Origin of the sequence: Streptomyces sp. SDr-06 (assembly GCF_003324565.1) — a bacterium.
Lineage (GTDB): Bacteria > Actinomycetota > Actinomycetes > Streptomycetales > Streptomycetaceae > Streptomyces.
This window is the reverse complement of sequence record NZ_QOLA01000031.1, coordinates 14,837-38,177: the sequence shown is the minus strand read 5'-3', so window position 1 is coordinate 38,177 and position 23,341 is coordinate 14,837. Positions and strand designations below refer to the sequence as shown.

Below are 23,341 nucleotides of genomic sequence, written 5' to 3'. Positions count from 1 at the left end.
CCGCCGCGGACGAGTGGCGAACGCATTTAGGCGTGATCCGGGGCCCACCCCGTACCATTTCGGGCATGCCCCGCTCCCGTGCCCCGCGCCGCCGCCTCGCCGCGGCGCTGCTGCTGGTGCTCGGGGTGCTCGCGGCGGCGCTGTGCGGGCCGGCCTCGACGGCATCGGCCGCCCCCGCCCCCGGCGCGGCGGCGAAGAAGGCGTCGGCGCCCGCCTTCACGGACGGCTCGGCCGCACCCGGCTGCAAGCAGGGCGGCCGCCACCAGGATTCCGATCCCGCCGCTCCCGTGCGGGCCCGCACCGCCCACGACCAGGCGCCCGTTCTGGCGGACCGGGGCGCCCCCGCCGCGCTGTGCGGCCTGTACGCGGCCCACCGCAACCCGCCGGTGCGCGGCCCCACGCTCACCGCGCCCGGCCCCGTCGAACTCTCGGTGCTCAGGGTCTAGACGGCCGGTCCCGCCCAGCGACCGCCGTCCCCCTTCCCTTCTCGTACGGGATCGTCTTCTCGTACGGGATCGCCGTACGCACCGGAGTTCCGCATGCCCAAGAACACGAAGTCCCCGAAGCCCGGCAAGGCCGCGAAGAACGCCAGGGCCGCCGCGTCCCGGAAGCCGTATCTGATCGGCGCGGCCGTGCTGGCCGCAGCGGCCGTCCTCGGGATCGCCTCCTACCAGGCGACCTCCCCGGGCGCGAAGCCCACCGTGAACGACTCCGCGTCCACCGCCGACCCGGCCGCCGGCGGCCACCCCGAACTGGCCGCGCTGGCCCGGCGCGACGCGAAGGACCCGCTGGCCCAGGGCCGCGCGGACGCGCCGGTCGTGATGATCGAGTACGCCGACTTCAAGTGCTCGTACTGCGGCAAGTTCGCCCGCGACACCGAGCCCGCGCTGGTGAAGAAGTACGTCGACAACGGCACCCTGCGCATCGAGTGGCGCAACTTCCCGATCTTCGGCGCAGAGTCGGAGGCGGCCGCGCGGGGAGCCTGGGCGGCCGGGCAGCAGGGGAGGTTCTGGCAGTTCCACGCCGCGGCCTACGCCGAGGGGTCCAAGGAGAAGGGGTTCGGCGCCGACCGTCTGAAGGAGCTGGCCAAGGAGGCGGGCGTGCCGGACGCGGCCCGCTTCGCCGCGGACCTGGACAGCGCCGCGGCGAAGGCGGCGGTGAAGAAGGACCAGGACGAGGCGTACGGGCTTGGCGCCAGCTCCACCCCGTCCTTCCTCATCAACGGCACCCCCCTCGCCGGCGCCCAGCCGCTGGACTCCTTCGAGCAGGTCATCGACGCGGCGGCGGCGAAGAAGTGACCCCGGACATCGGTTACCTCGCCGCGTTCCTGGGCGGCCTGCTCGCCCTGCTCAGCCCGTGCAGCGCGCTGCTCCTGCCCGCGTTCTTCGCGTACTCGATCTCCAGTCGCACCAAGCTGCTCGCCCGCACCGGCATCTTCTACGCGGGCCTGGCCACCACCCTCGTGCCGCTGGGCGCGGCGGGCTCGTACGCGGGGCGGATCTTCTACGGCCACCGCGACCAGCTGGTGCTCTTCGGTGGCTGGCTGATCATCGCGCTCGGCGTCGCCCAGATCGTGGGCATGGGCTTCGCGAGCCGCCGCATGACCGAGCTGTCGGGGCGGATCCGTCCCACGACGGCGCTGTCCGTGTACGCGCTGGGCGCGGTCTACGGCCTCGCGGGGTTCTGCGCGGGCCCGATCCTGGGCAGCGTCCTGACGGTGGCGGCGGTGAGCGGCAGCCCGGTCTACGGCGGCCTGCTGCTCGCGGTGTACGCCCTGGGCATGGCGGTCCCCCTCTTCCTGCTCGCCCTGCTCTGGGAACGCTTCGAACTGGGCGGCCGCGCGTGGCTGCGCGGCCGGGTCGTGCGGCTCGGCCGCTTCGAACTGCACACGACGTCCCTGCTCTCGGGCCTGTTCTTCATCGCTCTGGGCGGCCTGTTCCTGGCGTACGACGGAGCGACGGGGCTGCCGGGGCTGCTGGACGTGGACGACTCGTACGCGGTGGAGGAGTGGGCGCGGGGCATCGGGGACGCGGTCCCGGACTGGGTGCTGCTCCTCGCCCTCGCGGGCGGGGCGGTGACCACCCTGGCCCTGCGGGCCCGCCGCCGCACCCCCTAGCCCCGGGGGGCGGATGAGCTGAGCCCTGGGGCTCCGCCCCAGACCCCGGGGGGCTTGCCCACCCGCCCGCCCGTGCAGGGGGTTGGTGGGTTCCGCCCCTGGGGCTGCGCCCCAGACCCCCGGGGGTTTTCCCACCCGCCCGCCCGTGCAGGGGGTTGGATGGGCTGAGCCTTGGGGGCTGCGCCCCCAAACCCCCTTGAGGGGCTCCGCCCCTCGGACCCCGGCGGGGGCTCCGCCCCCTGCACCCCCGTTCGCGCCCGAACGGCGCTCGTCCTCAATCTCCCCCAAGGCCTCTAGGGCCAGGGGGGACCCCCATGACGGGCTGAGGTTGCCTGCGCTGGCCAGCACAGTGCTGTCAGGGGCGCGGGGAACTGCGCGAACAACCACGCACGGCGCGAGGTCGACATCGGGGTTAAGGGGCGCGGGGAACTGCGCGAGTGGTGGGCGCGGTCTGCGGATGAGAGCGGGGTTGGGGGGCCGAGGCCCGGGTGCTGGCATGCACTGGGTGCCCAGGGGCGCGGGGAACTGCGCGAACAAGCGAGCACGGTCCGCGGACGAGAGCGGGGCGGGGGGCCGAGGCCCGGGTGCTCAGGGGCGCGGGGAACTGCGCGAGTGGTGGGCGCGGTCCGCGGACGGGAGCAGGTTGGGGGGCCGAGGCCCGGGTGCTGGCATGCACTGGGTGCCCAGGGGCGCGGGGAACTGCGCGAACAAGCGAGCACGGTCCGCGGACGAGAGCGGGGCGGGGGGCCGAGGCCCGGGTGCTTAGGGGCGCGGGGAACTGCGCGAGTGGTGGGCGCGGTCTGCGGATGAGAGCGGGGTTGGGGGCCGAGGCCCCGGAACGGGGAAAGCCCCGCCGGAGGGGCGGGGCTTTCTGGGGTGGCTGGGGCCGGGGTCGAACCGGCGACCTATCGCTTTTCAGGCGATCGCTCGTACCAACTGAGCTACCCAGCCACGTGCTTCACCGAGGTGAACCACAGCGGTCCTGACGGGATTTGAACCCGCGGCCTCCACCTTGACAGGGTGGCGAGCACTCCAAACTGCTCCACAGGACCAAGCTTTGTGCGAGACCAAGTCTCGCACAGGATTGTGCGTGCCCCCAACGGGATTCGAACCCGTGCTACCGCCTTGAAAGGGCGGCGTCCTGGGCCACTAGACGATGAGGGCTAATTGGCCCGCCTGGGCGCTTCGCAGCGCGTCGGGGACGTGAGAAGCATATGGGATGCGGGGAGGTATCGCCAAAACGGTTTCCCGGGAGGTCACCGGGGGGTGGGCAGATGGCGGCTCACCTCGGCCGTGGTCAGGCCCAGGCCGCCCAGCGTCACCTCGTCCCAGGCCTGGAGGCGGCGGGTGGTGCTGTCGAGGTAGAGCACCGAGGCGCGGACCTGTTCCGGGTCCTTGTTCTGGAGGGCGCGCAGGCCGCCGCCGCCCGTGGAGCCCTCCACCTTCAGGCGGGTGCCGAGCTTCATGACCTCCGTCTCGCGGTGGTGCAGATGCCCGGCCAGGACCAGCGGAACCGTGCCGTCGGTCTCGCGCGCCGCCGCCGGCTCGTGGGTGACCGCGATGTCGGCCGGGGTGCCCGCGCGGCTCTCGGCGCGCAGGGCGGCGGCGAGCCGGCCCCCGGCCGCGCGTTCGGCGCCGTCGGGGTCGGTGTCCGCCGTGGAGCGGTCCGGGGTGAACTGGGGGTCGCCGATCCCCGCGATGCGTACGCCCGCGATCGTGACGGCCTGCCCGTCGTCCAGGACGTGCGCCCCCTTGAGCCCGGCCACATAGTGCTGGGTCGCCGCCGAGTCGTGGTTGCCGCGCACCCAGACGTAGGGGGCGCCGAGGTCGGGGATCGCGTCCAGGAAGCGGTTCTCGGCGGTGCTGCCGTGGTCCATGGTGTCGCCGGAGTCGATGATCACGTCGATCCGGTACTGGGTGACGAGCGAGGCGATGATGTGCCACGCGGCCGGGTTGAGGTGGATGTCCGAGACGTGCAGCACCCGCAGGGTGGCCGGGTCCGGCTGGTAGGCGGGGAGGGTGGAGGCGGTGTCGTAGAGCTTGGTGACGTTGGTGACGAGCTTCGCCAACTCCTCCTGGTAGACGCCGAATTCGGTCACGATGGAGCGCGCGTTGCCCACCACCTGCGGGGCCGAGGTGAGCAGGCCCGAGTACTTCGGCTCCATGACCGACTCGGGGTTCCAGGTGGCGTACGCCGAGAGGCCGCACGCGGCGAGCAAGGTGAGCGAGAGCCCGCCGGCGGCCAGGGCGCGGCGCGGGCGGCGGTAGACGGCGAGGCCGAGCGCCGTCGCGCCGGAGACGACCGCCACGCACGAGCGCAGGGCCACGTCCCGGGCACCCTGGCCGACGTCGCGGGCGATCTCCTGCTGGAGCCCGGAGATCCGTTCGGGGTGGCTGACCAGGGCCTGGGCGCGCTCCGGGTCGAGCCGGTCGACATCGACGTCCAGGCGGAGCGGCGCGAGGTGCGAGCGGAGTTCGAGGGCGCCGAGCGGCGACACGTTGATCTTGGTGCCGCCGGTCAGCGAGGGACGCAGGGTCATGGTGGTGTCCATGGGGCCCACGGGGGTGCGGACGTTGCCGACGACCAGGAGCCCGAGCCACGCGCCGACCAGCACGACGCAGCACAGGCCCGCCGCCCGGACCAGGGCCTGGCGGGTTACGGACATGGCTCGCATTGGGGCCGTATGCCCTTTTCGGCGCGCCCGTATGCCGGGGCGTGCCCGACAATGGCCGGGTGCTGGAGATGACGCGCGAGGAGTTCGAGGAACTGGTCGGCGAGGCGCTGGACCGGATCCCGCCGGAGCTGACGCGGCTGATGGACAACGTGGCGGTGTTCGTCGAGGACGAGCCCCCGGCGGACGACCCCGAGCTGCTCGGCCTCTACGAGGGAACCCCGCTCACCGACCGCGGCGAGTGGTACGCGGGGGTGCTGCCCGACCGGATCACCATCTTCCGGGGCCCCACGCTGCGGATGTGCGCCACCCGCGAAGAAATCGTCGCCGAGACGGAGGTGACGGTGGTTCACGAGATCGCCCACCACTTCGGCATCGACGACGAACGCCTCCACGCGCTCGGGTACGGCTGAGGCCCCGGGGGCGGACTTCGGGGTCGGGTGCCGGCGCCCGGCCCCCGAGCGTGCTCGGACGGATGTCGGGCGCAAGCCGGGTGCGGCCCGGGCGTGTCCCCGGCGGGGCGCCGGGAGTTGGAACGTACGACCCCATCGCTCTCCCGTCCCGGAGGTGCCCCCGTGCGCCAGTTGACCACCCCTGTCCGCCTGGCCGAGCTGGCCGTGACCGTCCTGGTGCTCACGGCGTCGGCGGGCTGTATGAGCGTGAGCGACAACGAGAGCGGCCCCAAGCCCTCGGCGTCCGTCGGGCGGCACGGCGAGGCGGCCAGGCCGGAGGAGGACAAGGGCGGAGCCGGCGCGGGCAAGGGGCGTACCGGCAAGCACGACGCGAAGACGGCCGGCGGGCCGTCCGGGGCGGTCGGCCCCAGCGGGTCGCCCGGGGCGCCGGGACCGGCCGCGCCCTCGGCGGGCGGCAATCCGAAGCCCGGCGGTCCGGGCCCCGCCAAACCCTCGCGGGGCGGCCCCTCGCACCCGGCCCCGCCGGCGAGCCACCCCGCCCCCAGCCCGCCGCCCGCCCCGCCGTCGCCGAGCCCGGTGCCGTCGACCCCGGCGCCCTCGCCGTCCACGACCCCGGGGGCCGACACCCACAACAGCGCGCTGCGCCGGAATCAGCCTCCGCTCCAGTCGGAGCCCAGTGCATCACCGCAGGTCGGACCGGTTTAGGGGGACTCGGTTTGCCTTAGGGGGGTGGGGGTGCGTATGGTAGTAGATCGTTTGATCCCATTGCCCGGCCCTCTTTGGTGGAAAAGCCACAGAAGAGCGCCGTGTGGCGCGTACTCTCCCTAGCCGTGGCTGACCGCATTGAGGCGGTCGAATTGCGAATTCACGGAGTTGACGGGCGCGTGCCGAGACTCCGGAAGGTTTCGCATTTCGCATGTCCATTTCCAGCACTGATCACTCCGTCCTGCCCGAGAACGAGAACAACGACTCCATCGAGGCCCGTGAGAACGACGTCGTGGAGGCCGTAGCCGCCTCCGACGTCATCGAGGTCGTCGAGATCGTCGAGTCCGAGGCGGACGAGAACACCGAGCCGACCGTCACCTTCGCGGACCTCGGTCTGCCCGAGGGCGTCGTGCGCAAGCTCGCCCAGAACGGGGTGACCACCCCCTTCCCGATCCAGGCCGCGACCATCCCGGACGCCCTGGCCGGCAAGGACATCCTCGGCCGTGGCCGCACCGGCTCCGGCAAGACCCTCTCCTTCGGTCTGCCCACCCTGGCCGCGCTGGCCGGCGGGCACACCGAGAAGAAGAAGCCCCGCGCGATCATCCTCACGCCGACGCGTGAGCTCGCGATGCAGGTCGCGGACGCCCTCCAGCCGTACGGCGACGTGCTCGGCCTGAAGATGAAGGTCGTCTGCGGCGGTACGTCGATGAGCAACCAGATCTACGCCCTGGAGCGCGGAGTCGACGTCCTCGTCGCCACCCCGGGCCGTCTGCGCGACCTCATCAACCGTGGCGCCTGCTCGCTCGCCAACGTCCAGGTCGCCGTCCTCGACGAGGCCGACCAGATGTCCGACCTGGGCTTCCTGCCCGAGGTCACCGAGCTGCTCGACCAGATCCCCGGCGGCGGCCAGCGCATGCTGTTCTCCGCGACCATGGAGAACGAGATCTCCACCCTGGTCAAGCGCTACCTGACGAACCCCGTCACGCACGAGGTCGACAGCGCGCAGGGCAACGTCTCGACCATGACCCACCACGTCCTCGTCGTGAAGCCGAAGGACAAGGCGCCGGTCACGGCCGCCATCGCCGCCCGCAAGGGCCGCACGATCATCTTCGTCCGCACCCAGCTGGGCGCGGACCGCATCGCTGAGCAGCTGTGCGAGTCGGGCGTGAAGGCCGACGCGCTGCACGGCGGCATGACGCAGGGTGCCCGCACCCGCGTCCTGGAGGACTTCAAGAAGGGCTACGTCAACGCCCTGGTCGCCACCGACGTCGCCGCGCGCGGCATCCACGTCGACGGCATCGACCTGGTCCTCAACGTGGACCCGGCCGGTGACCACAAGGACTACCTGCACCGTTCGGGCCGTACCGCCCGCGCCGGCAAGTCCGGTGTCGTCGTCTCCCTCTCGCTGCCGCACCAGCGCCGCCAGATCTTCCGGCTGATGGAGGACGCGGGCGTCGACGCCTCGCGCCACATCATCCAGAGCGCCGGCGCGTTCGACCCGGAGGTCGCCGAGATCACCGGCGCCCGTTCGCTGACCGAGGTCCAGGCCGACTCCGCGAACAACTCGGCCAAGCAGGCCGAGCGCGAGGTCGCCGACCTCACCCAGCAGCTGGAGCGCCTGACCCGGCGTGCCGCCGAGCTCCGCGAGGAGGCCGACCGCCTGGTGGCCCGCGCCGCCCGCGAGCGCGGTGAGGACCCTGAGGCCGCCGTCGCCGAGGTCGTCGCCGAGGCCGAGGCCGAGGTCGCGGCTGCTGCCGCCGCCGCTGCCGTGCCGGCCCAGCAGGAGTCCCGCGAGGACCGCGGTGGCTTCCAGCGCCGCGACGACCGGGGCAACTTCGACCGCCGCGACAACCGTGGTGGCGACCGTGGCTTCAACCGCGACCGTCGTGACGACCGCCCCTCGGGTGGCTTCCGCCGCGACGACCGTCCCTCCGGCGGCTTCCGTCGTGACGACCGTCCCTCCGGTGGCGACCGTGGTGGTTTCCGCCGCGACGACCGTCCGTCGGGTGGTTTCCGTCGTGACGACCGTCCGTCGGGTGGTTTCAACCGTGACGACCGCGGTGGCGACCGTGGTGGCTTCCGCCGCGACGACCGTCCGTCGGGTGGTTTCCGTCGTGACGACCGCCCCTCGGGTGGCTTCAACCGTGACGACCGCGGTGGCGACCGTGGCGGTTTCCGCCGCGACGACCGTCCCTCCGGTGGTTTCCGTCGTGACGACCGCCCCTCGGGTGGTTTCAACCGCGATGACCGCGGTGGCGACCGCGGCGGCTTCAACCGCGGTGGCAGCGACCGTCCGTTCAACCGCGACCGCCGTGACGACCGCCCCTCGGGCGGCGGCTTCCGCTCCGGCCACGACCGCCCCTACGGCCGCCGTGACGACCACCGCGGTTCCGGCTCCAACACCGGTTCCTTTGGCGGCCGCCGCGACGACAAGCCCCGCTGGAAGCGCAACGGCTGACGCCTTTGCCTGACGGCTCAACAGGGCCCGTACGACACCCTCCGGGTGTGGTGCGGGCCCTGTCGCTTTCCGCGCGGGCGCGACCGTCCGCACCCCGACCGCCGCGATCCCGTGCCGTCGACGGCGTAGCGCGGCCCGGCCATGGGCTGGGGCGCGGGCGAGCGAAACCCGCTCGGCGGCGGCTGGAACATGTACAAGTCGCTGCATTGGCGCCCACGTTGGGCGAGCGGGCGATCAGATCTGGTCATTCCTTGAGCCGACTGATGGCATGTCAGGCCTCCGGTGCGGGCATCACCGGGGGCATGACAAGTGACGTCGGCACCACCAGCGAGGGCGCCCCCGAGGGGGCCCCGGGGTCGGACGAGGAACTCCTGGCCCAGTTGGGCTACAAGCAGGTCCTGGCCCGCCGCATGTCGGCCTTCTCCAACTACGCCGTCTCGTTCACGATCATCTCGGTGCTCTCCGGCTGCCTGACGATGTACGCGTACGGCATGAAGACCGGCGGCCCGGCGCTCATCACGTGGGGCTGGGTCGTGGTCGGCCTGATGACGCTGGTCGTCGGGCTCGCGATGGCCGAGATCTGCTCGGCCTATCCCACCTCGGCCGGCCTCTACTTCTGGGCCCACCGCCTCGCCCCGCCCCGCCAGGCCGCGGCGTGGGCGTGGTTCACGGGCTGGTTCAACGTGCTGGGCCAGATCGCGGTGACGGCGGGCGTCGACTTCGGCGCGGCGTCGTTCCTCGGGGCGTACCTGAACCTCCAGTTCGGCTTCGAGGTCACCGCGGCCCGCACGATCCTGCTCTTCGCGGCGATCCTGCTGCTCCACGGCCTCCTGAACACCTTCGGGGTGCGCATCGTCGCGTTCCTCAACAGCGTGAGCGTGTGGTGGCACGTGCTGGGCGTGGTGGCGATCGTGGCCGCCCTGGCCTTCGTCCCCGGCAAGCACCAGTCCACCTCCTTCGTCTTCACCCGCTTCGTGAACGAGACCGGCTTCACGAACAGCGCGTACGTGGTCCTGATCGGCCTGCTGATGGCGCAGTACACCTTCACCGGGTACGACGCCTCCGCGCACATGACGGAGGAGACCCACGACGCCTCCACGGCGGGCCCGCGCGGCATCGTCCGCTCCATCTGGACGTCCTGGATAGCGGGCTTCGTCCTCCTCCTCGGCTTCACGTACGCGATCGGGTCGTACGACACCCAGCTGAACTCGGACACCGGCGCGCCCCCCGCCCAGATCCTGCTGGACTCCCTCGGCGAGGCCGGCGGCAAGCTGCTCCTGCTCGTGGTGATCGGCGCCCAGCTGTTCTGCGGAATGGCCTCGGTGACCGCCAACTCCCGCATGATCTACGCCTTTTCACGCGACGGCGCGCTGCCCTTCTCACGGCTGTGGCACACGGTGAGCCCCCGCACCCGCACCCCGGTGGCGGCGGTGTGGCTGGCGGCGGGAGCGGCCCTCGTCCTGGGCCTGCCCTACCTGATCAACGTGACGGCGTACGCGGCCGTGACCTCGATCGCGGTGATCGGCCTCTACATCGCGTACGTGATCCCGACCCTGCTGCGCCTGTTCCGCGGCGACTCCTTCGCCCGGGGGCCCTGGCACCTGGGCCGCTGGTCGCGCCCGATCGGCGTCGTGGCGGTGGCCTGGGTGGCGGTCATCACAGTCCTGTTCATGCTGCCGCAGGTGTCCCCGGTGACGTGGGAGACCTTCAACTACGCCCCGATCGCGGTCCTCGCCGTCCTGGGCTTCGCGACGGTGTGGTGGCTGGCGTCGGCCCGGCACTGGTTCCTGCGGCCGACGGACACGGCCGGGCCGCGCGAGTAGCGCCGCGCCCGGGGGATTCGACCCGCTGTGTCCGCACCGCGAGCGCCGGGACGACCCCCGCCCCCGACCCGCGACGGCCCCGACAGCCGATACCCGATCGGCTGCCGGGCGGCGTCGGGCTATGCTCGGGGGTGACTCGCCAAGGGCCATTAGCTCAATTGGCAGAGCAGCGGACTTTTAATCCGTTGGTTGTCGGTTCGAGTCCGACATGGCCTACCGGTCGGCGCGGCGGAGACGCCTCTTCTGACCTGGTGATTCCTCGGCCCGACCGGATGACTCCGGTCGGGCCGAAGCCGTTGCGGCCGCGCTGCGGCCCGGGTGCGCGCGGCGCGGGCCGTCCTGGCTCGACGCCGGCCCCGGGGCGACCGCCCTGTCCGTGGTCCTCAACCCGCGGCGCGCAGCCACTCCTCGACCACCGTGAAGTCCGCGTCGGTGAGGCCCCGGCGGGGGTCGACGCGGTGGAGCAGGGCCCGGGCCCCGGTGTGGGCGGACACCCAGGTGCGGTCGATCTCCGTGATCTCGTCGTCGAGCCAGATGAACGGGCGTCCGGCCGCGTGGGCGAGCAGCGCCCGGGTCTTCCAGTGCAGCCCGGCCCGCTCGTCCTCGTCCGGCTGTTCCGGCCAGTCGAGGACGGGCAGTTCGGGGAGGCCGAGTCGGGGTGCGAGGCACTCGTTCGCATCAGCCATCCACGTGGTGGCCCAGACGAGGTCGCAGGAGTGGGAGAACCTGGCCAGGCGGGGCCCGTACGCCGGATTCAGCCTGTTCAGGAGGGGGTTGGCGGTCTCGGTGTCCGGCGCCCCGTAGGTCGGGTGTCCGTCCGGGCCGCCGAACGGGATGAGTGGGCCGTCGACGTCGAGGAAGAGGTACGGGCGCTGGGCGGGGGTGATCATGGGGCGCACGATAGGGGAGCCCTCCGCACGGTGTTGCGGGGTGAGGTGCGCGGTCGGCCGCCGACTGGGGCTGGTCCGGAGCCTCGTGTCGGTCGCCCGCTGACCGGGGTCCGCACACCGTTTCGAGGCCCGGGATCTCCGTTGCCCAGTGGTGACAATCCGGAGATCGTTCGGGGTCAGGTTCTGGCAGAGGATGAGCACATCGCAGCGGCCGGGGGGATGCAAGACCGGCGAAGCGGCGGCACCTTCGCACCACCCAGCGCATCGAGAACACCCGTCGGCCCGGCGCTCTGCCGCGGTCGGCCGTTCGCCCGCTGAACCTTCTCGTTCCTTTCGCCGACTGCCGCCGCGCAGAGAGCCCTTGTGATTCCTTGGGGGGAGTCCACCATGTCCGCTCGCATCGCCCACCGCCTCTTCCGCCCCGCGGCCACCGCCGTTGTCGCCGCCGTCGCCGGCACCGTCCTGATGCCGCTCTCCGCGCAGGCCGCGCCGTCCGACGACGCGCAGCGCCCGCTGGTGATGGAGATGGGGACCCCGGCGCCGAACGGCCCGCTGACCCGGGGCGGGGCGACCGAGACGTTCGAGCTGACCGTGCGCAACCCCGCGCAGAAGACCCAGGCGTTCCACCCGTGGATGCTCGGCGACGCGACCGGCGCCAGCCCGCTGCGGACGAACGACGTGGTGTTCAAGGTCGACGCGGTGGACGCGCCCGCCACCAAGTACTTCGTCGGGCACCAGGACGGCGGCTGGCAGGGCGTGTTCTACCCGGCGGCAGGCAAGGGCACGGGCGACGGCTTCGACGTCCCGGCCAACGGCAAGCTGACCTGGAAGGTCACCGTCGGCCTCGGCGCCGGCTACCCGACCAACGACGGCGACTTCAAGCTCACCGCCACCAGCCTCAACGGCGAGGTGGCGCAAAACCACCAGGCCTCGCACACCTTCAAGGCGGACCCGCAGATCAAGGCGGGCCACCTGAAGACCTGGTTCACGAAGAAGCCCGGCTCCACCATGGACGGCCCGAACGAGCGCCAGTTCCTCGACCTGAACTACCTGGCCACCGGCGACGGCGCGTTCAACAGCGCGCTCACCAGCCGCCTCTACCTCTCGTACGCCGACCCGCAGGTCAAGGACCCGGCCTTCTTCGTGCAGGGCCTGATCGACGGCCGCTGGCAGGACCTGAAGGTGGAGGGCGACAACAGCGTCACCCTGCCCACGATCGCGAAGGGCTTCGGCGCCGCCTCCGGCCCGCACACCCTGCCGCTGCGGATCACGCTGGGCGTCCACACCCAGCTCAAGAAGGTCACCCCGATCACGGCCGAGGTCCGCGTGGCGCTGCCCTCGGACAACACCTACCCGTTCGAGTACGCCCACGTGCAGTTCCCGCTCGGCCCGAAGAGCGAGGGGACCGCGCCCGCCGGGAAGCCGTCCGCCCAGCCCGCCGGCACGCCCGCCGCGCAGCCCGTCGCCGCGACCGCCGCGTCCGTCACCGCCGCCCCGGCCGCCGCGACCGACGCCAACCTCGCCACCGCCACGGCCACCGGCAGCCTCGCCCACACCGGGGCGGACTCCCGCACTGGCCTGTACGCGGGGGTCGCCGCCGCCCTGGTCGCACTCGGCGCGGCGGTCACCTGGCTCGGCGTGCGCCGCCGCCGCGGCTCGTCCGTCTGACCCGATCACCCCGTACGCCCCGAGGGGCCCGGCACCGGCGCTGAGCGCCAACTGCCGGGCCCCTGCGGCATGTTGGGGTCAACGCCGGTGACGCGCGTCCCAGGGTGGCGCGGGGCCGCGCGGTAAATGGTGCGGAGCACCTCTCCGAATGGCGTACAGTTGTGTTCACCGACGCGGGGTGGAGCAGCTCGGTAGCTCGCTGGGCTCATAACCCAGAGGTCGCAGGTTCAAATCCTGTCCCCGCTACTGAACGAAGAGGCCCGGCACTTTCGAGTGCCGGGCCTCTTCGCGTTCTCCGGAGCCGCCCGACAGCGCTTGACCTTTACGCAACGTCAAGTTCTAGCGTGGTCGATGTGAACGGCAAGGAGTGGTCGATCCAGGAGATCGCCAAGAAGGCCGGGACGACGAGCCGCACCCTTCGGCACTACGGGGACCTCGGCCTGCTCGCCCCGAGCCGGATCGGAAGCAACGGCTACCGCTATTACGACCAGGCGGCCCTGGTCCGCCTCCAGCGGATCCTGCTCCTGAGGGAGCTGGGCCTGTCGCTGCCGGTGATCGGCGAGGTCCTGGAGGGCGAGCGCGATCCGAGCGCCGCCCTGCGCACCCATCTGCGCCTCCTGGAACAGGAGCGGGAGCGCATCGCGCGGCAGATCGCGTCCGTGCGGACCACCCTGCACAAGACCGAGAGGGGAGAAGAGCTCATGGCAGAGGAAGTGTTCGACGGCTTCGACCACACGCGGTACGAGGAGGAGGTGACCCGGCGCTGGGGCCAGGACGCCTACCGCCGGGGCGACCGCTGGTGGCGCTCGCTCACCGAGGAGCAGAAGAAGGGGTTCCTCAAGGAGCACGAGGACATCGCCCGGGACTGGGGGGCCGCCCACGCGGCCGCCCTCGCCGCCGACGGAGACGTGGCCCAGGACATCGCGCGGCGCCATGTCGCCTGGCTGTCCGCCACCACGACCGTCGGCAGGGCGTACGTCATCGGCATCGGCCGGATGTACGTCGACGACCCGCGCTTCGGCGTCCACTACGACAAGCACGGCGAGGGGACGGCGGAATTCGTCCGGGACGCCCTCACGGTGTACGCCGAACGGCACCTCGCCGACGATCCGGCCGCCACCGGGAGCGCGTGCGCGGAGTAGTCTCGCGTGCGCCATGAGTGAGCACGGGAGAGCGGTGACGCGGTCGGGGCAGCGGGGGACACGGCGGAAGGTGCCTGCCGTGCTGCTGCTCGTCGTCTGCGCGCTCGTCCTGAGCGGCTGCGAGAAGACGGCCGGGCCCGCCCCGGTCGCGGAGGTGCCGGCCGCCGGGACCGCGGCCCCCGTGCACGGCTGCCGGCTGAACCGCGGTGGCTGGGTCGAACTGCCCTGCGTGCCGGATCAGGGGACGAACCACCGCCACACCCGCGGGAGCTGCGCCCGGGGACGCCCGGGTCCGCACCGCTGCCGCCGCCACTGACCGGCACCCGATCGGGCGTGCCGAGTCGCCGGAGCGGCCGGGAAGCGCCAGGCTGGACGGGTGCGGCAGGCAGCGGAGGGCGACGGGCGCCTGGTACGGGCGCTACCCGTGCTGCTCATCGTCGTCGGCTTCGTCTTCGACGCCTCGACCCCGCCCGACCTGACCTTCGCCGCGCTGTTCGCGGGTGCCCCCGTGATCGCGGCCCCGTTCCACTCGGCCCGCGCCACCGCCGCCATCGGCCTCGGCTCGATGCTCGCCGTGGTGGGGCTCTGGTTCCTGCACGATCTTCCCAACCTCGGCGAAGGCGCCAGCGAGCTGTTCACCGTGCTGACGGTGGGCGCCCTGGCCCTCCTCATCAACCGCATCCTGCGCCGCAGCGACGAGCAGCTCGCCTCGGCCCGGGTCATCGCCGAGACCGCGCAGCGCGCCGTGCTGCCCACGCCCGCGGCCCGGATCGGCGGTCTCCATGTGGCCGCGCGGTACGAGGCGGCGCAGGCGGACGCCTTCATCGGCGGTGACCTGTTCGCCGTGCAGGACACCCCGTACGGGGTGCGGCTCATCGTCGGTGACGTACGCGGCAAGGGCCTCCAGGCGGTCGAGGCCGTCGCCGTGGTGATCGGTGCCTTCCGCGAGGCCGCCGAGCAAGAGTCGTCCCTGGAGGCGGTGACCCAGCGCCTGGAGCGGGCGCTGGCCCGCGAGGGCACCCGCCGCGACCGGCTCGACGCGGTGGAGGGGTTCACCACCGCGCTGCTCGCCGAGATCCCGCGCGGCGACGGCACCGTACGCCTGGTGAACCGGGGGCACCCCGAGCCGTTCCTGCTGCACGCGGACGGTTCCCTCGACACCCTCGTACCGAGGGAGCCCGCGCTGCCGCTCGGCATGGCGGACCTCGGGGTGTGGCCGGACCGGTCCGATCCGCACCCCTTCCCCGCCGGGTCGACGCTGCTGCTCTACACCGACGGCCTGTCCGAGGCGCGGGACGCCGAGGGGGTCTTCTACGACCCCGGCACCCGGCTGCGCGGCGCGATCTTCCCCGGCCCGGAGGAGGTTTTGGACGCGCTCGTGGACGACGTGCGCCGGTACACGGGGGGCGGCGCGAGCGACGACATGGCGCTGCTCGCGGTGACCCGGCCGAGCGAGGGGCAGCCCGAGCGGCGGCGCACCGTCAGGATCGTGAAATGAGGCGCTCACGGTGCGTGCCCGAAGGGTCTCGCTGCGCATAACAATTGACACACCGTCAGAAATAGGGTGTGACGCGGGTGACCCCGAGAGGCCGTCAACTCGCCCGGTTTGGCCCGGCTATGGCGCGGTAAGTCCAGGCCAGGACCGTTAACGATCAGTGGGAACGGCTTGGAAACAACCCCTGCTGTCTATTAACGTTCGATAACGCAGCGCGGTCGTCCCAGCCGCCGCCAAGGCGGCGCCGCGCGCCTGCGCCGAATCCCGCAAGGGAACCGGGGAACCACCAACTTGGGGTGAATCGGGCGCCTTCCCAGGCACTCGTAGGAGACCTTCCTGCTCCGAACCCGTCAGCTAACCCGGTAGGCGAGAAGGAAGGAAAGGAGCGCGCCTTCGTGGCGTCCAACGAGCCTGCCCTCGACACCCCCATGCCTCCGCATTCGCTGTACGGGGACGTACCCGGCGAGACCGAGAGCTGGGAGGAGTGGGACCCGACCGAGGAGTCCGTCCGCCCGGTACGCGGCCGGCACCGGGTGGCCAAGCAGCGCGGCGGCCTCGCCCGCAGCTCCACCGTCCTCGGCGTCGGCGTCATAGCCGCGGTCGGCGCGGGCGGCATGGCCACCGCGCAGACCAAGCCGCCGGTCTCCATATCGCTGCCCGACTCCGTCAAGAACAGCCTGCCCGACCTCGGGTCGCTGCCCGGCGTCGGCGAACTCGTCTCGCACGGCGCGGACGCCCCGAAGACCGCCGCCGCCCGCGCCGACCAGAAGATCGCCGCCGCGCCGCTCACCATGACCGGTCTGTCCACCGCCGAGGCCGAACAGGGCGCCACCGACGCCGGTGAGGCGCTGCGCGCCCGCATCCTCCAGCAGGCCGAGCAGCAGAAGGCCGGTGCCGCGGCCGAGGCGAAGGCGGCCGCGCAGAAGGCCGCCGCCGAGAAGGCGGCCGCCGAGGCCAAGGCCAAGCAGGACGCGGCCACCGCCCAGGCCGCGGCCGACAAGAAGGCGGCCGAGGAGGCCGCGGCGAAGAAGGCCGAGGAGGAGCGCCTCGCCAAGCTGGCCGCGAGCTACTCGCTGCCGGTCGGCTCGTACACGCTCACCTCCACGTTCGGCGAGGCCGGCTCGATGTGGTCCTCCGGCCACCACACCGGCCTCGACTTCGCGGCCCCGACGGGTACGCCGCTCAAGGCGATCCACTCCGGGACGATTCTGTCGGCGGGCTGGGCGGGGGCGTACGGCTACCGCACGGTCATCGCGCTCGACGACGGCAGCGAGCTCTGGTACTGCCACCAGTCGTCCCTCGCGGTGTCGGTGGGGCAGAAGGTGGCCACGGGGGATGTCATCGGGCGCGTCGGTGCGACGGGGAATGTGACCGGGCCGCATCTGCACCTTGAGGTGCACACGCCGTCCGGTACGGGCATTGACCCCATGGCCTGGCTTCAGTCGAAGGGGCTCAATCCCTGAGGTGGCCCTGCGGGGCTGGGGGTTTCGGCTGGGTGCGGGGCGGGCGGGTTTCGCGCAGTTCCCCGCGCCCCTCAACCCCCTTTTGCCCGCAGGCTGGTGGGGGCTGGTCGCGCGGTTCCTCACGCCCCTGAACCCGTTTTCGTCTGCGGGTCGTGGCCGCTTGCTCGCGCAGTTCCTCGCGCCCCCGAAATAGGCCACTTTCTCCCCAGGTCAGTGCAGGTAGGGGTTGTGGTGGGCCGGGGTTGGGTGGCTGTACTGCACGTGCTGGGTGTAGGGGTGCGGGGGGCCCGGCTGTGGGGGCAGCCAGATCCGGCCCGTCGCGCCCGCCGCGTACAGCAGCGCCGGGGCTGCGACCGGCTTGCGCTCCCACAGATGGTGGAGCAGCTCCTGCTCGCGGGCCGCGAAGTCGGGCCCCGGGCCGGTGGCTCCCGCGCTGCGGTAGGCGCGGTGGCGCAGGAAGGCGAGCGCGGTCGCGAACGCCTCGTACTCGGCGACCGCCCGTGCCGCGGGCTTCCCGCCGAAGCGGTGGTGCGCGAAGTCGCGGGCCGTCGCGCGGGCCCGCATCGAGGACAGCGCGAGCGGCTCGGCGGGACCGAGCCAGCCGGCCGCGGCGTACGCGGGCAGCTCGGCGGCGATCGTGCGCAGCTCGCGCTGGCGGCTCCAGATCGCGAGCCAGGTCAGCAGCCCGAACACCGGCACCATGAAGGCCCCGTACACGATGTAGAACCCGTACACCCCGAACAGCGTCGAGCTGTTCCACAGGGCGTGCATGCCCATCGCGCACACCAGGCCCAGCAGCGGGAAGGCGACCCGGCGCAGCCGCCTGCCGGGCGGCGCGAGCGCGGCCATGCCGAAGCCGATGCCGGTCAGCACGGTGAACAGCGGGTGCGCGAACGGCGACATGACGACCCGTACGAAGAAGGTCGCCGCCGTGGTCGAGGCGAGGCCCCCGCTGTGGCTGGCCTGGTCCTCTCCGAAGGCGTTGCCCAGGTACAGGATGTTCTCGGTGAAGGCGAAGCCGGTCGCGGTGAAACCGGCGAAGACGACGCCGTCGACGATCCCCTTGAAGTCCCGTCTGCGGAAGAGGAACAGCAGCAGGACGGCCACCGCCTTCGCGCTCTCCTCGACGATGGGCGCTATGACGCTGGCGCCCAGGTGGTCGGCGGAGGACGGATCGGCGGTGGCCGTGGCTATCCAGCGCGTCGCGAACGAGTTGGCGATGATCGCCACCAGGGCGGCGGCGCAGGCGCCCCACGCCAGGGCGAAGAAGAGGTTGCGCCAGGGGCCGGGGTCGACCCGGTCGAGCCAGCGGAACGCGGCGCCGAGCAGCGGCACCGGAAGCACCGCGAGCCCGAGCCCCACGAGGAAGCCCTCGGTGCCGGTCTGATCCCGTACGAGCGCGAAGATGACCAGGCCGCACAGCGCGAGCAGGGTGATCAGCGCGCCCGCGCGGACCGCCTTGGAACGCCAGAAGTCGCGGCGCGGGCGGTAGCGCCACTTCGCCCGGTCCGGCGGGACCGCGCCGAACCGGGGCTCGTCCGCGCACGCCGGAACGGGCTGGGCCGTGAGACCCGGCCCGGCCTGCTGGGGCGCCTGCCCGGGGTGCGGGCGGTGCGGAAGCGACTCGAAGGACACCAGACGACCCTAACGAGGGTCACTGACAATGCGCGACGGTGCCTGCACTACCCGCTGTGCCCGACACGCCGGAACAACAGGTCGTGCACGACGTGTCCCTTGTCGAGGCCCTGGCCCTCGAACCGGGTCAGCGGCCGGAACGCGGGGCGGGGCGCGTAGCCGCCGCCGTCGACCGTGTTCTCGAAGTCGGGGTGCGCTTTGAGGACTTCCAGCATCTGCTCGGCGTAGTCCTCCCAGTCCGTCGCGCAGTGCAGTACGGCGCCGGGCTTCATCCGCGTCGCGGCCAGCGAGAGGAACTCGGGCTGGATCAGGCGGCGCTTGTGGTGCCGCTTCTTGGGCCACGGGTCGGGGAAGTACACGCGCAGGCCGTCCAGGGCGTCCGGCTCCAGCATTTCGCGCAGCAGGATGATCGCGTCGCCGTTGGCCACGCGGACGTTGCTCAGCCCGCCGCGCTCGGCGAGGCCGAGGAGGTTGCCCTGGCCGGGGGTGTGCACGTCCACGGCGAGGATGCCGGTGGACGGGTCGTCCGCGGCCATCTGCGCGGTGGCCTCGCCCATGCCGAAGCCGATCTCCAGGACCACGGGGAGGCCGTCGAACATCTCGGCCAGGTCGATTTTGCGCATGCCGTCGATGTCGAAGCCCCACACCGGCCACAGGCGCTCCAGGTACTCACCCTGGCCGGTGGTGACGCGGCTGCGGCGGGGCTGGAAGCTGCGGATGCGGCGTTCGTGGTGCGAGCCGGCGGGGTCGGCCGCCGGGCCGCCCGGGAAGCGGGGTGCCTTGTCCCTGGGCAGGACCTTTTCGGTCGGCGGGGCCGGGGATTCTGGGGTGCGGGGCTGCTCAGACACAATGCGGCCAAGTCTACGGTGCCGCTCCCCCCGAGGCTCGGCCCCGGCCCCGCGCCCCTTTGGGGTGTCCGGGGTTGTGCCCGTGCGGGCGCGTGCTTCGCTGCCGCGTGCTGTGTGTCGTCTGCGGATGTCGGTGGTCGTTCGCGCAGTTCCCCGCGCCCCTTCAGGCACCTGGGGCCGCACCCATGCACCCGTACCCGCCGAGCCCCAGCACCGCCATGCACCCCACCCCGCGAACACAGACGTCCTTTGGGGGCGCGAGGAACTGCGCGAGCAAGAGGGCACGGTCTGCGGACGGAAGGCGGCCAAGGGGCGCGGGGAACTGCGCGAGCGGCCACGCACGGTCTGTGGGCGGACGGGGGTTTAGGGGCGCGGGGAACTGCGCGAGTCACCACGCACGGTCTGTGGGCGGGAGGCGGCCGAGGGGCGCGGGGAACTGCGCGTGTCACCACGCACGGTCTGTGGGCGGGAGGCGGCCGAGGGGCGCGGGGAACTGCGCGGGCGGGCGGGCACGGTCCGCAGATCGAAGGGGGGTCGAGGGGCGCTGGGAACTGCGTGATGCCCCGGCAGGGTGAAGGGCGTTGATTTCGCGGGTGGGCCGGGGGTGCTCACAGCGGGGGCAGGGGCGGCGGGGCCCCGGGAGGGGCTACAGGCCGTCCACCAGCGCCCGCACCCGCCGCGCGACCTCCCTGCCGATCGGCAGGGACGCCGTCGCCGCGGGGGACGGGGCGTTCAGGACGTGGACCGTGCGGGGGGCCTCGTGGATCAGGAAGTCGTCCACGAGCGTGCCGTCCCTCAGGACGGCCTGGGCCCGGACCCCCGCCGGGGCCGTGCGCAGGTCGGCCTCCTCGACGGCGGGCAGCAGGCGGCGTACCGCGTCCGTGAAGGCCCGCTTCGACAGGGAGCGGCGCACCTCGCCCGCGCCGTAGCGCCAGTGGCGGCGGGCAATGTGCCAGGTTCCGGGCCAGCCGAGGGTGCCGGCCAGCTCGGCGGGGCGCACCGTCCGCCAGTCGTAGCCCTCGCGGGCCGCGGCGGGCACCGCGTTGGGGCCGACGTGGACCGAGCCGTCGACGCCCCGGGTGAGGTGGACGCCGAGGAAGGGGAAGGCGGGGTCGGGCACCGGATAGACCAGGCCCTTGACCAGACCGGGCCGGGCCAGCTCGTAGTACTCGCCGCGGAACGGCACGATCCGAACCCCGGGATCGTCGCCCGCGAGCCGCGCCACCCGGTCGCAGTGCAGCCCCGCGCAGTTGACCAGGGCGCGGGCGCGCAGCACCGTACCGTCGGCCGTGCGCACGGCGACGCCCAGCGCGGGGCGCCGGGAGACGCGGACGACCTCCGCGCCGTAGCGCACGTCCGCGCCGGACAGCTCGGCGAGGCGGGACGCCACCGCCCCGTAGTCGCACACCCCCGTCGTGCCGACGTGGATCGCGGCGAGCCCGCGCACCTCCGGCTCGTACGCCGCTATCTGCGCCGGGCCCAGCTCGCGCACCGGGATGCCGTTCTCCCGGCCGCGCTGGACCAGCGCGTGCAGCCTCGGCAGCTCGGCGCGCTCGGTGGCCACGATCAGCTTGCCGGTCACCTCGTGGGCGATGCCGTGGCGCGCGCAGAACTCGACCATCTCGGCCGCGCCGCGCACCGCGAAGCGCGCCTTGAGGGAGCCGGGCCTGTAGTAGATGCCGCTGTGGATGACCCCGCTGTTGCGCCCGGTCTGGTGCCGGGCGGGGCCGCTCTCCTTCTCCAGGACCGTCACGCGGGTCCCGGGCGATGCCTGCGTGAGGGCGTACGCCGTCGACAGACCGACGATCCCGCCGCCGATCACCAGCACGTCGCAGTCGTACGTCGTCACCCACACACCTCCCACCCCGGCCGTGTCCTTCCCGGAGGACGGCCCCGGACCCCCTCACCACATACTGCACTGACCCACTGACAATCCCGGTAAACGTCCGGTCGAGGCCCTACGCCGGGGTCACGAGTAGCGGCCTGGCCCGTTCCCGCAGCTCGGCCACGCGCGGCTCGTCCCCGTAGGGCTCCAGACGGTGCAGCAGATCGCGCACGTACTCGGTCGTGCGGGCGGAGGAGATGCGGCCCGCGACCTCGACGGCGCGGGTGCCCGCCGCACAGGCCGCGTCCAGGTTCCCCGACTCCAGCTCGGCCACCGCGCTCACCACGAGCCGCAGCCCGTGCGAGCGGACGAACTCCTCGGTGGGCCGAGACAGGGCCTGCTCGGTGAAGCGGCGCACCTGCCGGGGCGCCTTCAGGTCGCGGTAGCACTCCGCCGCGTCCGCCGCGAAGCGGTCGTAGGAGTAGAAGCCGAGCCAGGAGGGGTCGCAGTCGCCGTCGCGCGAGCGCTCCAGCCAGGCCTCGGCGGCCTTGAGCGCGGCCTCGGCGGGGTGCCCGTCGCCCGCCTTGGCGTGGGCGCGCGCCTCCACGAGCCGGAAGAAGGACATGGTGCGGGCGGTGGCGAGCCCGCGGTTGCGCTCGACGGCGGCCTGCGCGAGGTCGACGCCCTCGTCGGCGAAGCCGCGGTAGGTGGCCTGGAGCGACATCGAGGCCAGGACGTAGCCGCCGAGCGGCACGTCGGCCGCCGCGCGGGCGAGCCGCAGCGCCTGGATGTAGTAGCGCTGGGCGGCCTCCTGCTGGCCGGTGTCGAAGGCCATCCAGCCGGCGAGTCGGGTCAGTTCGGCGGTCGCGCCGAACAGCGCCCGCCCCACCTCGTCGCTGTACGAGCCGAGCAGCAGCGGGGCCGCGTCGACCCGTAAGCACTCCGGCACCATGGACGAACGCCAGTCGCCGCCGCCGTACTTGGAGTCCCACCGGCGGGCGTCCTCGGCCGCCTCGCGGAGCTTGGCTACGTCGCTGTGGCCGACCTTCAGCGGAGGCAGGTCGGTCAGGTCGCCGCTGCGGGCCACCGACGAGTCGGCGGGCGATATGAGCCAGCGTGAGGCGGGTGTGGCGTACGCGCTGACCGCGAACGAGCCCGCGAGCGACTGCCAGATGCCGCCGCCCGCCCGCCGCCCGGCCAGATCCAGCCGGTACAGATCGGTCGCCGAGCGCACCGCCTCCGACACGTCGCGCGGGAAGGCCAGCCCGACCTCGGGGGCCGGGTCCGCGTCCGCAAGGCCGATTTCGTGCAGCGGCACGGGACGGCCCAGCTTGGCGCCGATGGCCGCCGCTATGAGATGGGGCGCGGCGCCCTGGGGCACCATGCCCTTGGAAACCCACCGGGCCACGGAGGTCTTGTCGTAGCGAAGGGTCAGGCCCCGTTGCGCGCCGAGGTCGTTGACCCGTCGCGCCAGGCCCGCATTGCTGATTCCCGCGAGGGCGAGAACGGTGCCGAGCTTCTCGTTCGGCCCGCGTTGCTCCCTGGACATGCGCCACCCCTCGACACAGACGGCGTTCCCCCGGACGGTGTGGTGTCCGGATCGTCGGCCGCAAAAGCATGTGGCCGAGCCCTCGGGAATATGCCACCCGTGGGGAACAGCAGTAAACACAGCGTAGTTCGCCGCATCCCGACCGTTAAGGGGCGGTCTTCCGTATGGCGAGATTGTTTTCCGTACGAACAGTTGCTGACACCCCCGGACGCGCCGCGATCGCGGCACCGTTGCGCCGGGGGTGAGGCGGGAGTGGCCGCCGCCGCGCTCCCGACGTGTGGCCGTGCGCCCGGCCGTGCGCTCTCGCAGGTCCCCCGGGGGAGCGCTTCCATGTGTGGTGCGTGGGTCGGCCCGCTGCATGGATCCAGTGGGCTGGGGGACACCGCCGCCTCAATCCCCGCGGGCGGCGGACCGGTCCGGGAGGCGAACAGCGCCTCCCGGACTGTGTGTTGAGGGCCTCCGGAGGCTGGTGTGGCGGCCCCGCCACGGCCCGAGAATGGCTGAATATCGCCCCTCGCCCGACCCGTCCGGAACGCCTCCCCGATCACCCGGGTCCCGTCCCGTACGTCCCGGGAACGACGCCAATCGGCCAGCGGCCGGGGCGCGTTCACTTTTTGCGCCCGCTACCCGTAGCCCCTC

The 23,341-nt window shown here is 72.8% G+C and carries 18 protein-coding genes, 5 tRNA genes and 1 riboswitch; of the genes, 14 read left to right on the top strand and 9 right to left on the bottom strand.

The genetic code is table 11. The annotated features are described in order from the left end of the window. Positions 1-65 precede the first annotated feature (65 nt). The 3 genes from DT019_RS35680 (at position 66) to DT019_RS35670 (ending at position 2,116) form a co-directional block, all read left to right on the top strand. The gene (locus tag DT019_RS35680) at positions 66-446 is read left to right on the top strand and encodes a hypothetical protein (RefSeq protein WP_114041152.1); all 381 of its coding nucleotides are present in this window, start codon (positions 66-68) and stop codon (positions 444-446) included. 93 nt (positions 447-539) lie between these two features. Continuing rightward, positions 540-1,298, top strand: a complete 759-nt coding sequence (locus DT019_RS35675; protein WP_114041151.1) for a DsbA family protein — start codon at positions 540-542, stop codon at positions 1,296-1,298. Next, the gene (locus DT019_RS35670; RefSeq protein WP_114041150.1) at positions 1,295-2,116 is read left to right on the top strand and encodes a cytochrome c biogenesis CcdA family protein; all 822 of its coding nucleotides are present in this window, start codon (positions 1,295-1,297) and stop codon (positions 2,114-2,116) included. Before DT019_RS35675 ends, DT019_RS35670 begins: the two co-directional genes overlap by 4 nt. Positions 2,117-2,993: 877 nt before the next feature. On the opposite strand, the gene DT019_RS35665 is transcribed toward DT019_RS35670, so the two are convergent. The 4 genes from DT019_RS35665 to DT019_RS35650 all read right to left on the bottom strand — a co-directional run bounded on the left by DT019_RS35665 (position 2,994) and on the right by DT019_RS35650 (position 4,791). Next, a tRNA-Phe gene (locus tag DT019_RS35665) sits at positions 2,994-3,067 on the bottom strand. 26 nt (positions 3,068-3,093) lie between these two features. Then, positions 3,094-3,168 (bottom strand) — tRNA-Asp (locus DT019_RS35660). 39 nt (positions 3,169-3,207) lie between these two features. Further along, a tRNA-Glu gene (locus DT019_RS35655) sits at positions 3,208-3,280 on the bottom strand. 92 nt (positions 3,281-3,372) lie between these two features. Continuing rightward, positions 3,373-4,791, bottom strand: coding sequence for a metallophosphoesterase (locus DT019_RS35650; RefSeq protein WP_114041149.1), 1,419 nt, complete (start codon positions 4,789-4,791; stop codon positions 3,373-3,375). 59 nt (positions 4,792-4,850) lie between these two features. Between DT019_RS35650 and DT019_RS35645 the strand changes: the two genes are divergently transcribed. The 5 genes from DT019_RS35645 to DT019_RS35625 all read left to right on the top strand — a co-directional run bounded on the left by DT019_RS35645 (position 4,851) and on the right by DT019_RS35625 (position 10,403). Next, entirely contained in the window at positions 4,851-5,201 is a 351-nt protein-coding gene (locus tag DT019_RS35645; RefSeq protein WP_189390236.1) for a metallopeptidase family protein, read from the top strand. 162 nt (positions 5,202-5,363) lie between these two features. Then, complete coding sequence (locus DT019_RS35640) at positions 5,364-5,906, top strand: hypothetical protein (RefSeq protein WP_114041147.1); 543 nt, start codon at positions 5,364-5,366, stop codon at positions 5,904-5,906. A gap of 211 nt (positions 5,907-6,117) precedes the next feature. After that, on the top strand, positions 6,118-8,364 hold the full coding sequence (locus tag DT019_RS35635; protein WP_114041146.1) for a DEAD/DEAH box helicase: 2,247 nt from the start codon (positions 6,118-6,120) through the stop codon (positions 8,362-8,364). 302 nt (positions 8,365-8,666) lie between these two features. Continuing rightward, positions 8,667-10,187 carry an amino acid permease gene (locus DT019_RS35630; RefSeq protein ID WP_114041176.1) on the top strand — a complete coding sequence of 507 codons (1,521 nt, stop codon included), beginning with the start codon at positions 8,667-8,669 and terminating at the stop codon, positions 10,185-10,187. A 143-nt stretch (positions 10,188-10,330) separates the two neighbouring features. Continuing rightward, positions 10,331-10,403, top strand: a tRNA-Lys gene (locus DT019_RS35625). A gap of 167 nt (positions 10,404-10,570) precedes the next feature. Here DT019_RS35625 and DT019_RS35620 read toward each other — a convergent pair. Further along, a complete protein-coding gene (locus tag DT019_RS35620; RefSeq protein WP_189390234.1) occupies positions 10,571-11,077 on the bottom strand; it encodes an HAD domain-containing protein in 507 nt (168 codons plus the stop codon). Positions 11,078-11,464: 387 nt separating this feature from the next. On the opposite strand from DT019_RS35620, the gene DT019_RS35615 reads away from it, so the two are divergent. The 6 genes from DT019_RS35615 to DT019_RS35590 all read left to right on the top strand — a co-directional run bounded on the left by DT019_RS35615 (position 11,465) and on the right by DT019_RS35590 (position 16,845). After that, positions 11,465-12,745, top strand: coding sequence for a hypothetical protein (locus DT019_RS35615; protein ID WP_114041145.1), 1,281 nt, complete (start codon positions 11,465-11,467; stop codon positions 12,743-12,745). A 172-nt stretch (positions 12,746-12,917) separates the two neighbouring features. Beyond that, positions 12,918-12,991: transfer RNA gene (locus tag DT019_RS35610), tRNA-Met, on the top strand. Positions 12,992-13,089: 98 nt separating this feature from the next. After that, entirely contained in the window at positions 13,090-13,887 is a 798-nt protein-coding gene (locus DT019_RS35605; RefSeq protein ID WP_114041144.1) for a MerR family transcriptional regulator, read from the top strand. Positions 13,888-13,966: 79 nt separating this feature from the next. Beyond that, positions 13,967-14,203, top strand: coding sequence for a hypothetical protein (locus DT019_RS35600; protein WP_114041143.1), 237 nt, complete (start codon positions 13,967-13,969; stop codon positions 14,201-14,203). 60 nt (positions 14,204-14,263) lie between these two features. After that, positions 14,264-15,385: a PP2C family protein-serine/threonine phosphatase gene (locus tag DT019_RS35595; protein WP_114041142.1), complete on the top strand. Its 1,122-nt coding sequence runs from the start codon at positions 14,264-14,266 to the stop codon at positions 15,383-15,385. A gap of 242 nt (positions 15,386-15,627) precedes the next feature. Further along, a riboswitch (cyclic di-AMP (ydaO/yuaA leader) is annotated at positions 15,628-15,766 on the top strand. 11 nt (positions 15,767-15,777) lie between these two features. Next, the gene (locus DT019_RS35590; protein WP_388972194.1) at positions 15,778-16,845 is read left to right on the top strand and encodes a M23 family metallopeptidase; all 1,068 of its coding nucleotides are present in this window, start codon (positions 15,778-15,780) and stop codon (positions 16,843-16,845) included. Between the two features lie 210 nt (positions 16,846-17,055). Here the strand turns inward: DT019_RS35590 and DT019_RS35585 are convergent, their stop codons facing one another. From DT019_RS35585 to DT019_RS35570, 4 genes are all read right to left on the bottom strand, one after another. After that, a complete protein-coding gene (locus tag DT019_RS35585) occupies positions 17,056-18,480 on the bottom strand; it encodes a PrsW family intramembrane metalloprotease (RefSeq protein WP_114041141.1) in 1,425 nt (474 codons plus the stop codon). Between the two features lie 47 nt (positions 18,481-18,527). Beyond that, complete coding sequence (trmB, locus tag DT019_RS35580) at positions 18,528-19,274, bottom strand: tRNA (guanosine(46)-N7)-methyltransferase TrmB (RefSeq protein ID WP_223279932.1); 747 nt, start codon at positions 19,272-19,274, stop codon at positions 18,528-18,530. Positions 19,275-19,974: 700 nt separating this feature from the next. Continuing rightward, positions 19,975-21,177, bottom strand: a complete 1,203-nt coding sequence (gene lhgO, locus DT019_RS35575) for an L-2-hydroxyglutarate oxidase (protein WP_223279929.1) — start codon at positions 21,175-21,177, stop codon at positions 19,975-19,977. 109 nt (positions 21,178-21,286) lie between these two features. Continuing rightward, positions 21,287-22,702, bottom strand: coding sequence for an MFS transporter (locus DT019_RS35570; protein WP_114041138.1), 1,416 nt, complete (start codon positions 22,700-22,702; stop codon positions 21,287-21,289). Positions 22,703-23,341: the final 639 nt, after the last annotated feature.

Bases quoted from the DNA above. Each gene is read 5' to 3' on its own strand.
- DT019_RS35680 (WP_114041152.1), top strand. From the start codon at position 66: ATGCCCCGCTCCCGTGCCCCGCGCCGCCGCCTCGCCGCGGCGCTGCTG.
- DT019_RS35675 (WP_114041151.1), top strand. From the start codon at position 540: ATGCCCAAGAACACGAAGTCCCCGAAGCCCGGCAAGGCCGCGAAGAAC.
- DT019_RS35635 (WP_114041146.1), top strand. From the start codon at position 6,118: ATGTCCATTTCCAGCACTGATCACTCCGTCCTGCCCGAGAACGAGAAC.
- DT019_RS35650 (WP_114041149.1), bottom strand. From the start codon at position 4,791: ATGCGAGCCATGTCCGTAACCCGCCAGGCCCTGGTCCGGGCGGCGGGC.
- DT019_RS35630 (WP_114041176.1), top strand. From the start codon at position 8,667: ATGACAAGTGACGTCGGCACCACCAGCGAGGGCGCCCCCGAGGGGGCC.
- DT019_RS35570 (WP_114041138.1), bottom strand. From the start codon at position 22,702: ATGTCCAGGGAGCAACGCGGGCCGAACGAGAAGCTCGGCACCGTTCTC.
- DT019_RS35620 (WP_189390234.1), bottom strand. From the start codon at position 11,077: ATGATCACCCCCGCCCAGCGCCCGTACCTCTTCCTCGACGTCGACGGC.
- DT019_RS35615 (WP_114041145.1), top strand. From the start codon at position 11,465: ATGTCCGCTCGCATCGCCCACCGCCTCTTCCGCCCCGCGGCCACCGCC.